The 12,719-nt window shown below is 50.4% G+C and carries 10 protein-coding genes; 7 read left to right on the forward strand and 3 right to left on the reverse strand.

Translation table 11 applies throughout. The annotated features are described in order from the left end of the window. Nucleotides 1-10: 10 nt before the first annotated feature. Entirely contained in the window at nt 11-2,395 is a 2,385-nt protein-coding gene (locus tag KJY73_RS05595) for a TonB-dependent receptor (RefSeq protein ID WP_214341115.1), read from the reverse strand. A gap of 587 nt (nt 2,396-2,982) precedes the next feature. On the opposite strand from KJY73_RS05595, the gene KJY73_RS05600 reads away from it, so the two are divergent. Next, nucleotides 2,983-4,191 carry a DUF445 domain-containing protein gene (locus tag KJY73_RS05600; RefSeq protein WP_214341129.1) on the forward strand — a complete coding sequence of 403 codons (1,209 nt, stop codon included), beginning with the start codon at nt 2,983-2,985 and terminating at the stop codon, nt 4,189-4,191. A 2-nt stretch (nt 4,192-4,193) separates the two neighbouring features. Here the strand turns inward: KJY73_RS05600 and KJY73_RS05605 are convergent, their stop codons facing one another. Then, the gene (locus KJY73_RS05605; protein WP_214341131.1) at nt 4,194-4,895 is read right to left on the reverse strand and encodes a hypothetical protein; all 702 of its coding nucleotides are present in this window, start codon (nt 4,893-4,895) and stop codon (nt 4,194-4,196) included. A 180-nt stretch (nt 4,896-5,075) separates the two neighbouring features. Here KJY73_RS05605 and KJY73_RS05610 point away from each other — a divergent pair, with 180 nt between their 5' ends. The 4 genes from KJY73_RS05610 to KJY73_RS05625 all read left to right on the forward strand — a co-directional run bounded on the left by KJY73_RS05610 (nt 5,076) and on the right by KJY73_RS05625 (nt 8,486). Continuing rightward, entirely contained in the window at nt 5,076-5,942 is an 867-nt protein-coding gene (locus KJY73_RS05610; protein WP_214341134.1) for a TraB/GumN family protein, read from the forward strand. Nucleotides 5,943-6,047: 105 nt separating this feature from the next. Then, a complete protein-coding gene (locus KJY73_RS05615; protein WP_214341137.1) occupies nt 6,048-6,662 on the forward strand; it encodes a TetR/AcrR family transcriptional regulator in 615 nt (204 codons plus the stop codon). Nucleotides 6,663-6,694: 32 nt separating this feature from the next. Beyond that, nucleotides 6,695-8,167 (forward strand): wax ester/triacylglycerol synthase domain-containing protein, encoded by a 1,473-nt coding sequence (locus KJY73_RS05620; protein ID WP_214341152.1) that lies wholly within the window; start codon nt 6,695-6,697, stop codon nt 8,165-8,167. Nucleotides 8,168-8,174: 7 nt separating this feature from the next. Further along, nucleotides 8,175-8,486, forward strand: a complete 312-nt coding sequence (locus KJY73_RS05625) for a DUF4156 domain-containing protein (protein WP_206592833.1) — start codon at nt 8,175-8,177, stop codon at nt 8,484-8,486. On the opposite strand, the gene KJY73_RS05630 is transcribed toward KJY73_RS05625, so the two are convergent. Next, nucleotides 8,477-9,163 carry a hypothetical protein gene (locus KJY73_RS05630; RefSeq protein WP_206592834.1) on the reverse strand — a complete coding sequence of 229 codons (687 nt, stop codon included), beginning with the start codon at nt 9,161-9,163 and terminating at the stop codon, nt 8,477-8,479. The genes KJY73_RS05625 and KJY73_RS05630 overlap by 10 nt on opposite strands. A gap of 195 nt (nt 9,164-9,358) precedes the next feature. Here KJY73_RS05630 and KJY73_RS05635 point away from each other — a divergent pair, with 195 nt between their 5' ends. Together KJY73_RS05635 and KJY73_RS05640 are read left to right on the forward strand one after the other, a co-directional pair. Next, a complete protein-coding gene (locus KJY73_RS05635) occupies nt 9,359-10,903 on the forward strand; it encodes a hydroxymethylglutaryl-CoA reductase (protein ID WP_214341155.1) in 1,545 nt (514 codons plus the stop codon). Nucleotides 10,904-11,084: 181 nt separating this feature from the next. Then, a complete protein-coding gene (locus KJY73_RS05640; protein ID WP_214341158.1) occupies nt 11,085-12,695 on the forward strand; it encodes a GMC family oxidoreductase in 1,611 nt (536 codons plus the stop codon). Nucleotides 12,696-12,719 lie beyond the last annotated feature (24 nt).

Here is a 12,719-nt window from a genome sequence, read left to right on the forward strand (position 1 = left end):
TCGTTTCCCCTTACCAGGCATAATCCAGTCGCAAACCAATTAGCGGCTCAGCTTCGCTATCATCTTGCACCAGCACACCGCGACGGTAGTCAAACTCGGTGTCGTCGCTCGACGATGCCGCCGTTACGTTGATGACATCAAGAAAGGCGGTGATATCTATCGGGCCAAAGGCGCGCCGATAGTCAACGCGAACGTTTAATATGCCAGAACTGTCTTTACGGCCGACATTGCGCTCAGTGATCTCTTTTGAGTAGCGTAGCGGTTGCCCCGGCCCTAATACATCTGCATGAATAATAAAGTTGTCGTCCGGCCGACCGGAAAGATATTTATAGCGCGCGGCGACCTTCCAGCGGTCACTTATTTCCCAGGTTAAGCCAAGCGTAGCCACATGCTTGCGATTGAATTCTGCCGCTACGTCACCACGCCCGTCTTGGCGGTCAACAACGGCATCGTTGTAAGAATAGGTTGTACTGGCGTAAAGGCCTTCGAAGATCGTACCGTTCAGGACAATATCTATGCCATACGAGCTGCCTTCACCTATATTGGCAAAGGTGCCGCTGGCCCGGTCAAGGCCTACCACCAGGTCATCGAGGCTTTGATAATAAGCCTCGGTTAACACCGACCAATTGCTGCCTGGGAAATATTTAAAACCGACACTGGTGTGGGTGATTTTTTCAGTCTTAAGCTTGTTAGACTCATTGGCGGCAAGTTCTAAATACCGGGGGGACTGATGATAAAGCCCTGCGCTAGCAAAATATCTGATATTTTTAGTAGGCTGCCAGTTGACGCTGAATCTGGGCGCTGCGACGCTTTCGTCGGCAAAGCCGTCTCGTTCCAGGCGCAAGCCCGCACCAAAATCCCATTCACCGAATTGAAAAACCTGCTCCAGATAGCCAGCATAGCTGGTTTCTTTTTGCTTTACGGCCGAGTTTAAGCTGTCTGGGGTAAGCACGATATAGCGCTGCTGTGGGTCGGCTCTGAAATCATCGTCGTCGTATACAAAGCGGATCCAATTCCCATCTAAAACCGTGTTGTAGTCCAGTTCAATTTGAGTTACCCGCACACCAGCACTTAATAATCCCCAATGATTGACTGTCTCAAAATCGCTTCGCCAGCCGATCTCTGTTTCGTTTTCAGCTATGGTAATAATGTTTTCACGTACCGGAAAACTGGATGCGGGTGAGCCTTCTGGTGCCAGATCAGGAAAGGCTTCGCCCTCTGCGCTTAGCTTGTCGCTTTTACGGTAGTAAAGCTTGTTGGTTAACACCGCTTTTTCACCGATTAACGAGCGCAGAGTCATGCCGTATAAATCACTATCCTGTTTAAAATCCAGTAGCGCGGCATCTTCAAAATTGGGCGAGGCGAACACGTGCGTGACGTCGCGAATATAGTCTTCCTGTGTATCTATCAGCAGAACTTCCACTGTGTGGTTCTGGTTAACCGGTATAACCGACTTGACGATAATATCTCTCAACACGGGCTCGCCAATATCCAGCTCTTCAATGGTTTCAAACAAGGCGCCAAAGTCCAGCCGTCGGGCCGATACCAGCATCGTTGCATCATCCGTGATCCCAGCAGGGCCGTCGTAACCCACTTCGTAACCGGCAAGGTCGAGGCGCAAACTTGCCGAAGGGCTCGGATTACCATCGGCAACGTCTAATTTAAGCAGCGATGCTGCCCGGCCGCCATAAGCCGCACCCCAGCCTCCGGGGGAGAATTCTGCGCCACTGATCACATTAGGTGCAAAAATCGAGAATCGGCCGCCGCCGCCGACATCTTCCTCTTCACCCAGCGTGGCATCAAAGTGCACTGCTTTATCGAACGGAAAGTCATCAACGAATAACAAATTATCTCTAGGGCCACGGCCGCGCACGCTAAAGCTGGCGAATTCGCTGGCAGATGCCAAGCCAGGCAAGCCGTCCAGAGACAACAGTGGATCGGCGCCACCGCCCACAGCACTGCGCAGCGCCTCACGGTCCAGATATGTGCTGGAGCCTGAGGCAAAAGTATCCTTTTGCTGTGCTCTAACTTCTACCACCTCAATGGCTTCTTCTCTCAGTTCGAATGCGATCCTGATATTTTTCCGCGTTACCACCCGTACACTTGGCTCATACAATGACGCAAAGCCGTTTTTGGCCAGGTTCAGCGAGTAAAGACCGGGGTCAAGTTGTTCAACGACTATGCGACCTTGTTCATCGGTTTCAATAGTTCGCGTGGAGGAGGTTTCCCGTTCCTTGACTGTAATTTTCACACCCGCAAGCGGTCTGTCAGTATGCTGCTCTTTGACGACAACAGTCAGCGTGCCGGGTGCTTCTGCGGCCTGGCTGAATAGTGGAAAGCCAATTAGCAGCGCCCACAGAGTCAACCACCATATTTGTCTTAATTGCCTGTTCATTTTGCCACCTTCCAAAAGTTGACCGTATTTATTTGATGGAACAAACGGGAAGCTAGCAAAACCAATGTAACTAAAATGTCGCTGAAATGTGAAACCTGTATCAGCAGGGCTAGATTTTTCCATAAGGGGTAAAGGGTTAATGGGTTTCAATGCTTGGCTTTCCACGAAGACAGTTGATTCGTTTACAGACGATATGCCGGTTCACATTCCTTAGTAAAAGCATGATCCTGCTCCAGCGGAAGTTGAATCAACGTCTACTGCTTTATAGGAAAAGAGACCACAAAAGATCATTGGGTTCGCTGAAACTATGGATGCCAGGGAGGGGCTGCGCTCTGGTACTTTGTAAGCTGGTGGAGGTTGAAAGTTGGGCGCATGTTTTTGAGATGACTAGCACTAGGATATGGGGTCAATTCTTACCGATGCTATTGGTATTCAGGCTGAATTCGCGCAGCAGCCTCCGGCTGGCTATGTCATGGCACATCAGACTAATGGCATGGCTAACTTGCTTTTAGATTGACCATTCTAATTTCAATGGTTAGCCTGATTTGCAGCTGCTACTTATAACAACAGGCGCTACGTTTTCGCTTATGGAATGGACTGTCGATACCCTGCTGCTGTTGCTGATCCCGCTTACCAGTGCACTGGTGGGGTGGTTTACTAACTACCTGGCGGTCAAAATGATGTTTTACCCGGTGGAGTTTGTCGGTATCCGGCCCATCTTTGGCTGGCAGGGACTGATCCCGGCTAAGCGGCGTAAAATGGCCGAGATTGAAGTAGAGCTGGTGCTGGGTAAGCTGTTAAGTGTCGAGGAGATAGTTAATCGGCTGGATGCGCAGCAGATGACTCAAGCCATAGAAAGGCGGCTGAAGCAGGTACTCAGGCGCATCGTTAATGATGTGATGCAGGAGTCTGCGCCGACCTTATGGGCAGCCTTGCCGGTACAAGGTAAGAATCTGGTTTATGCCCGGGTTGAGCTGGATATTCCCAATGTGGTCAGCAAGATGGTGCGGGATTTTCAGCAGAATGTAACGGAAATCTTTGATATCCGTGAAATGGTGGTGGAGCAGCTGGCTAAAGATCCTGAGCTGATCAATGAGATTTTTCTAAAAGCCGGGGCCAAGGAGTTTCCTTTTATTGAACGTTCCGGGCTGTATTTCGGTTTTCTGTTTGGCCTGCCCACTATGTTTATCTGGTCCTACTATCAGTTATGGTGGATCTTGCCCTTAGGTGGTTTGCTGGTGGGCTATGCCACCAACTGGATTGCCATCAAAATCATTTTCGAGCCTAAGCGGCCACGCAAAGTGGGCTTTTTCACCCTGCAGGGCATGTTCTTAAAACGTCAGAAAGAAGTGTCCAGGGTATATGCCGAGATCATCGAGAAGAAGCTGCTTAACTCGCAAAATATTACCCATGCAGTGCTTAAAGGTTCTGGTTCGGGGCAACTACTGGAACTTATTGAGCTGCATGTGAATGATGCCATCGAGCGCTATGTGGCGGTGGCACAGCCTTATTTTGCCTTAGCGGTGGGCAGCGAAGACTACTTCCGCATGAAGGAACTGGCGGTCAAACGTATTTTCGAGGACTCAGATAAGTTTCTGCATTACGCCCATGAATATGCCAATAGCGCGTTAAACATAGGCGATGATTTGCGGGTAAAAATGGAAGCGCTCAGTCCTGAGGAATTTGAAGGGGTACTTCGCCCCGCCTATAAACAGGATGAATGGAAGCTGATTGTGGTTGGCGCCATTCTGGGCATGCTGGCCGGTACCGGCCAGCTATATATGATGCTGCTATAAGGCTATTTTCTCTTTAGCTGAATATCAATCTTGTCGTAGTACAGTGTGGTTTTGCCTTCAAAGCCTGAATCTGTGCCGATAAACAGCCAGATGGTACCGTCACTGTTGGTGGTAAATTCCAGTTGGGTTTGGTCTGTGCTGACCAGTGATTTTTCTACATACTTACTGCCTTCGCAGTTCGCTCCACTGGCGGCGACATTGCCGATAATATTGGCATTTTTACCGCTGTTGCCCTGGGCCCCTTTATCCAGATTCAGATAATAGTCCAGCTGTTTGGGCTCAGTTTCACCAAAGCCAAATTTCACCCATACCGCTTCCCCTGGCGCACCGCCTATGCCCATACAACCCTCGCCAGCATTGGTCAGCAGTTTCAGTTGAACATTGGCCTGGTAGCGGGTGCTGGCTTCAAGGCCCGTGAACTTGCCTTTCATATACATAAACAAGTCATCGCTGCGATTATGCCCGGATAGCATAAAGCCTTGTTTCTGTGGGTCAGTAGGTAACGCTTTACGGCCGGATGCCAGTTCATAGATGGCCGCATTGTCGCTGGGATAATCAGAAAACCCGGCCTGCCAGCCATGGTCAGACTGTTCAAAATCAAAGGTATAGGACGGATTGTCTTTGTTGTTGGAACTGCCGACATCCAACTCGCAGCCGCTTAACAGCAGGGCTCCGGTTAACAGGTAAATGGCTTTGTTATACATAATGGTTCTCAGAGGTGAAGGTACAGATATGCTAAGTAAGCCGGGGGAGGCGAACTGTATCAGTTGTTAATTGCAAGGCGGCAATTTGTAAATACATGCAGGTAAAACCTTCACAATGTGTTTCGCTTGTTACCGGGAATTGCGGTAGAGTCCGGCTTTTACTTTGCAAAGGGACTTAAAGTGAAGCGCTATCTGCTCTTGCTGTTTTTCTTCTCCGGCCTGAGTCTGGCCGACAGCGCCGTTTGGCGACTTACTTATGCTGACAAGCAACTTTATTTGGGCGGCACCCTGCACATTCTAAGCGCCCAGGACTACCCCTTACCGGTGGAATTTGCCCGAGCCTATGAAGCCTCAGACAAGCTTGTGTTAGAAGCGGATATTCGGCAAATGCAGGAACCGGCATTTATTCAGGAAATGATGGCGCTGCTGACCCTACCAGCAGGACAGAGCCTGGCAGATAAGTTATCTGCTGCGACCCTAAATCGCTTAAGCCAGTATCTGACCGGCAAAGGCATGCAGCTTGAACCGCTGCTTCATTATAAAGCGGCGATGCTGGCACTGATGCTGACCAAAATGGAAATGCAGCAACAGGGGTTGGATCAACAAGGTGTAGATATGCATTTCCTGGCACGTGCCGAGAGTGACCACAAGCCCCTTGGCTTTTTGGAAAGTGCCATGCAGCAGATGCGTTATCTGGCCGAAATGGGCGTAGGGCAGGAAGACGAATTGATTGTCTACACCCTGGATGATATGCAAAGCCTGCCACAGATGCTGGAGGAACTGCGCAGTGCCTGGCGAAATGGCGATCTTGGCGCCTTGGAAGCCGACGGTATTAACCCCATGCGGGAAACGCATCCGCAGTTGTATCAGAGCCTGCTAAAAGCCCGCAATGATCAGTGGGTACCACAGTTGCTAAGCATGCTTGAAGATAAACCGGTTGAATTGGTTCTGGTAGGCGCTCTGCATCTGGCCGGTGACGATGGCCTCTTGGCGCAGCTTAGCCGTCAAGGCGTGAAGGTAGAGAAGTTGTCCGGCGAAAAGCCCTAAGCTGATGACAAATTTGTGATTTTTTCCGGATCCGAGCCGCTGATACTTTAACCATCGGCAAAATACCGTTAGTCTGATAGCACAGTATTTGTCCAGGCGATGGCAATGGCGAGCAAGACAGCACAGCGGATCCTGTTTACCAGTCTTGAGTTGTTTAATATCCATGGTGAAGCGGCGGTTACCAGCGTCGATATCGCCATGGAGTTGGATATCAGCCCCGGTAACCTCTATTACCATTTCAAAGGCAAGGAAGTGCTGGTGTCGGCACTGTTTGAACTGTTCAGCGAGCAGATGAAGCCGCTGTTAGCACGCCCATCACAACCGCTTAATCTGGACGAATTTCTCTACGCGCTGCACCTGCAACTGGAAGTCGCGGCGACATTCCGTTTTCTGTTTCGTAATCCCGTTGATTTACTGGAAAAGTACCCCTTACTGACAAAGCCGTTCAGACACATACTGAACGGCCAGCAAGCCCGCTGGCGCGAGTCGTTGGAATATGCCATCGAACAGGGCCAGCTTAGTCTGAGCCGTGAAGCTGTATCGCCGATGCTCCATCAACTGGGTTTGGTGTTCAGTCAGGCTGCCAACTATGCTCTTTTAAAGGGCGAAAATCTGGACAATGATGAATTTGCTCAACATTGTTTACGCAGTATTGTGTTTTTGCTGCATCCCTATAACCAAACAGAACGCCATGATTGGCCGTCGTTTTTGCCAGGTTAAACGCTGATAGAAATAAACAGGAAGCTGCACAGGTGACACGTAAAATCAGTTTTCTAGACAGAGCATTCTGGATCACCGAGTCAGACAACAACCCCAAGCACGTGGCGTGTTTACAGTTGCTGGAATTACCTGAAGACGCTAAAGCCGATTATTTGCCCACGTTGTTAGCACATTTGCGTAGCTTTGATAAGCCATCCAGCCCCTTTAATACCATTGTTGAAGATATGCTGGGATTTCCGCTCAGGCTGGTGGCGGTTCGTGAGCTGGATATGCACTACCATGTTCAATTACATGAGCTGGATAATGTTGAAGACAAGGCGGCGCTTAACCGTTTTGTCGCCGGTTTGCATGAGCCACGACTAGACCGCAATAAGCCCTTATGGCAATACCATTTGATTGCCAGCCGCGCGGGGCGGTGTTTTGCCATCTACGTGAAGATTCATCATATGTACGGTGATGGTGCGGTATTGATGCGTTGGTTTCAGGCCGGTTACCACGAGCAGCCTGATATTGAGCACTTCACTCCGGTTTGGGCTGTTACTCAGCCTTTCAGGGAAAGGCGGCGTAAACACTGGTTGAGTGGTTTACTTGGGGCGGCCTGGCACCTATTACGAACGGTCACCGACCTGGTTTGGATCTTGTTCCGCCTGTTAATCAAGTTAGTGCGCATCAACAGCCATTACATGCCTATTCCGTTTTCCGGTACCCGCACTGTGCTTACCGGCCAGGTCAAACGCGGGCGGGTGGTGGCCACTGCCGATCTGGACTTTCAGCGGGTTCAAGCGCTGTCTAAACGAATGCGGGCCTCAGCCAATGAGATCCTGCTGTGCTGTTTTGATATTGGCGTACATCGTTTTCTTAAAGATTATGGACACAGCTTTAATAAAGCCTTGTATACCAATATGCCGATAAATCTGCGTAAACCTGGTGAGAATACCGCAGGGAACAAGATTGCTATTGTGCCGGTAAAGCTGGCCCATGGTGAGGTTGATCCTTATCTGAGACTGAGGCAAATCATCGAAAATCACCGCATTGTTAAACATGCAGCAAAACGCTCGGAGCCGGGAGCCTTTAGCTATTACACCATTTTGATTCAGGCCGTGGCGCTGGTTTTCGAAGTGCTGCATTTGTCTGACTGGTTCAAACCTATTGCCAATATATTGATATCTAACGTGCCTGGTCCCAAACAAACCCGTTATTTACGGGATGCCAAGTTACTGGCGGCTTACCCCATTTCAACTATTACCCCAGGCGGCGGAGTGAACATCACTCTGCTGACCTACGGGCAAAGCGCAAACATAGGTTTGGTGTGCTGCAATACGCATATCAGTTCATTGGACAATATGGCGCATTACTTTGTTGAGGCTTTTGAGTTGCTGGATAAGTGCGCCGATGATCCGAGCCTGAGTATTGAAGACATAGGCGAACATGTGGATGATGACATCAAGTCCATCGTTGACGACGACCTTGGCCATGCCCAGGATGTTCTGCATTCACATCATTAGGAAGACTATGAAAGCCACTTTGCCACTGATTATGGGGTTAACATTACTTGGCTGCGCCAATGTCAGCTCGGTACCCGGCGCCGATGCCGTGAGGTTGATTGATGCTGCCGAGGCACAAGGGTGTCAGCGTGTGGGTTCGGCCAATGCCCAGGTTGCCGACAAAATTGCCTTTGTTGAGCGAGATGAGAAAAAAGTCGCTGAGGAATTGCTAGCCCTGGCCAGAAATGAAGCCGTGAAGCTGGGCGGCGACAGCCTGGTAATCGACAGCGCCATCAAGTTCGGTAGCCGCCGCTTCGTGGTATACCGTTGTCAGTCATGAAATAAAAACAGTAACTTGCCATCTTCAACTTTTACATTCTGGCCCAGGCGGGCGAACAGCCGTTCGTCTGGCAGATTGTCATCCAGTTTGTAGTCCAGTTGTCCCTGATTAATTTGCTCGAGTAACTGACGCTCGATTTGTGGTTGATGAAATTCCAGCACCTTTTGCTTGTTGCCGCTCAGGTACAAATCCAGGTAGCTCCGAGCCTCCTTATAAACAGGCCCACCTAACACATCCAGTGAGGCATTTAACCAGCCGCCAAGAACGTCGGGCACCAGGCGGCTCAGTATTTGTGCGCTGCTGCGAAAGATAAAATGATCGTCCTGAATCAGCTGCAATTTCGACAGGTTAACCTCAGCGGCGCGAATGCTGCCTTGGCCACGCATATAACAAGGGCGTCCATGCAAAACCGCCAACACATGGGCCTGATAGAGCTTGATGCCGTTAACATCGACCTGCAAATCGCACAGCAGCTCCAGCCGGAATTGGTCTGTGGGCATACGCACAGTGGCATTTAATACGGTTAAATGTCCTTTGCCTGTGGGTAAGGCCAAAGGGAGTTTCCACGGCAGATTGGCGCTTAGCATGCCATTTAGCTCTGTGGCGGAAATGCTGAAATGCCTTAAACGGCCAAGGCGGATCAGCAATGTGATCCACCAGTATTTGATTCGTGTCAAAACGTCACTGGCTGGCAAGACGTAGGCTCTCCTGAGCATCAAGTGGTCATTCAAGCCACTGTTATTCAATTGGAAAGAATACTATTTGAGTGGATTTTGTGCAGCTTATCAACAATAGTAAGTAGCAAAAATACCCAGCCCGACCGGTCGCGGGCTTATCAGGATGGCGAATAATAATAACTGGAGCAAGCGTAGATGTTTATTCCTAGTATTCTTCTCAAGCAACTGTATAACCGCGGCAGCCTGACACTGCATGGCAATGGCGTGCGTTTTTCTTTGAAGAACCGTCTTAAAGACGCATTGGTGCAAGAAGTGCTGGATATTCGTATCGATGGTCAGTCTATCGCCACCGATAAGCTGCGTCTGCAATTGGCGGACGGACAGTGCCTACCCTTACGTGAGTTCAATAGTATGGGGACGCATAATTTCCCATTGCGGGCCAGCTTGGCAGTCTTTGTTGACGATTTTAGCCCTTTGGCCCAGCAGAAACACCGGGTTTATATAAGCTTCCGTGCTTTGCCCTTTGGTGAGCTGACTTTTGAGGTGGATGATGTAGCCACCCAGGAAGAGCAAAACGCCAACAAAATTCCCCGCTCAGATGCCGACGATTACGGCAAAGATATTATCAAACAGCGCCAGCGCTTTTATGAAGAATTCAGTGGGACGAATATCGAGCATATTGCCCAGTACAGCATTGATCCGCAGAGTTTGCGCGGCAATATTGAAAACTTTATTGGTGTGGCCCAGGTGCCAATTGGTATTGCCGGGCCTTTTCATATTAATGGTGAGCATGCGCGCGGCGAATTTATGATACCGCTTGCCACCACCGAAGGTACGTTGGTGGCGTCTTACAATCGTGGTATGAAACTGCTGAATATGAGTGGTGGGGTGAAAAGCACCGTGGTTGACGACGCCATGCAGCGTGCGCCGGTGTTTGTATTTGAAGATGCCAGAGGCGCGCGAGATTTTGTGCAGTGGGTGAAAGAGCACATGGACAGTATCCGCCATGAAGCGGAGGCGACCTCATCGGTTGCTAAGCTAACCTATATCGATCATTTCCTGTCCAACAAGTTTGCGTTCCTGCGGTTTAATTTCAAAACCGGTGATGCAGCCGGACAAAACATGGTGGGACGGGCCACCTTCGCGGCCTGTGGCTGGATATTGGACCACTATACTGGGATTAAGAATTTTTATCTGGAGTCTAACTTTGCAACGGATAAAAAAGCCTCCCATATCAATATTATGCGCACCCGTGGTAAACGGGTGACCAGTGAAGTCACGATCAAACGGGAACATTTACTGGAAGTGATGCGGGTGGATCCTAAGCAAATCGACTACCACGGTCGGGTAGCGGGCGTGGGGTCATTTTTATCTGGGGTGAATAACACCGGCCTGCATTCTCCCAATGGGATTACCGCGATGTTTATTGCTACCGGCCAGGATGTGGCCAACGTATCCGAATCCTCTGCGGGCATCTTGTACAGCGAGCTCACTGATGAGGGGGATTTGTATCTGTCTTTGACCATACCTTCATTAATTGTGGCAACTCATGGGGGCGGCACGGGAATTGGTACCCAGCGTGAATGCCTTGAATTACTGGGTTGCTACGGGCGTGACAGGGTGTATAAGTTGGCTGAAATTGTTGGTGCCGTGGCGTTGGCCGGTGAAATCTCCCTGGCGTCAGCTATTTCATCGTCGGATTGGGTGTCTTCTCACGAACAATACGGCCGTAATCGTTAAGGTGTAAGGCCTGTGTCGTGGCAATGGGCGTTTAACCCAGCGGTCATCAGGTTGTCTTGTTGTGAGTGAATAATCGGCAAGCTGTCGACTAAATATGCAATCTTCGGGTGCGGTTGGCAGAATTTCTTTGATAGACTCACTGGTACGATGTGTAGTAACGCAAAGATGAGCGGACGTAGCCATGACACAAGCAAACCACTTTGACTTTATTGTCGTCGGTGCCGGTTCGGCGGGGGCCGCACTGGCGGCCAGGCTGTCAGAAAACCCGGCCTGGAAAGTGTGTTTGCTCGAGGCCGGCAAACCCGACAGTAACCCGCTTATCCATATTCCCTTTGGCTTGGCATTGTTATGTCGCTTTCGCGGTATTAACTGGAACTACACTACCCAGCCTCAGACCGAGCTGAACAATCGCAGTCTTTACTGGCCTAGAGGCAAAACGCTGGGCGGCTCCAGTTCGGTGAATGCCATGTGTTACATCCGTGGCGCTAAAGAGGATTACGATCACTGGCAGGCACTGGGGGCTGAGGGGTGGAACTGGCAGTCTGTCTTACCTTATTTTAAAAAAGCCGAAGATCAGCAGCGTGGTGAGGACGCCTGGCATGGTGTGGGTGGCCCGTTGACCGTCAGTGACTTACGTTATGTCAGTGCCTTGAGTCAGGACTTTGTTCAGGCCGGTGTTGCGGCAGGCTTAAGTGAACTGACGGATTTTAACCGTGATATGCGTGAAGGGGTGGGAGCCTATCAGGTTACTCAGCAACAAGGCCAACGCTGTTCAAGTGCCAAGGCTTATTTAAGCCAGGCTAAGACCCGCTCAAATCTGACTATCCTGACCTCCGGTTTGGTTAGGCGTGTGCTGTTAGAGCAGGGTAGGGCTGTGGGGGTGGAGTTTGAACAGCACGGCCAGCGTCGCCAGATTTATGCAGAAAAAGAAGTGCTGTTAAGCGCAGGGGCGATTAATTCTCCGCAGTTATTAATGTTGTCGGGGATTGGACCTGCTGCACATCTGGACAGCCTCGGTATTAAGGTTGAAGTGGATTGCCCCGGCGTGGGAGAAAATCTGCAGGACCATCTGGATGCCATTGTGCAGTACCGCACTAACAAAATTACCGGCTACGGCATAGCGCCAGGTGCCCTGCCTCAATATGTGCAGGGGCTGTGGCAGTATTTCAGTGGCCACCGCGGCTTAATGTCCAGCAATATTGCCGAAGCCGGCGGCTTTGCCAGCAGCAGTTTGGCTAACGGCTTACCGGATTTGCAGATGCATTTTATTCCCGCCATTTTACAGGACCATGGTCGGCATCTGGCCTGGGGTTATGGCTATGGGTTGCATATCTGTTACTTGTACCCGAAAAGTCGCGGTACAGTGCGTTTACAAACGGCTGACCCTGAAGCTCCTCCACTATTGGATCCGCGCTATTTAAGCCACGAGGATGATCGCCAGGCCATGTTAGATGGCGTTAAGCTGGCCAGACAGATTCTGCGCCAGGCGGCCTTTGAGAAATACCAGCCACAAGAATGGTTGCCGGGCGCGGCAGTAGAGTCTGATGAAGCGCTGCTGGAGTTTATTAAAGATAAGGCGGAAACCATCTACCATCCGGTGGGGACTTGCCGGATGGGCGACCCGCAATCACCGCTGACGGTGGTTTGCCCTGAGCTGAAAGTAAAGGGCGTGCAAGGGCTGAGGGTGGTGGACGCTTCGGTGATGCCTACCTTGATCGGCGGCAATACCAATGCCCCGACTATTATGATTGCGGAAAAAGCCGCCGCGCTGATAAAGCAAAACTATCTATAAATTCAATATATTAGCTTTAGCATC

Origin of the sequence: Bowmanella yangjiangensis, from assembly GCF_018531185.1 — a bacterium.
GTDB lineage: Bacteria > Pseudomonadota > Gammaproteobacteria > Enterobacterales > Alteromonadaceae > Bowmanella > Bowmanella yangjiangensis.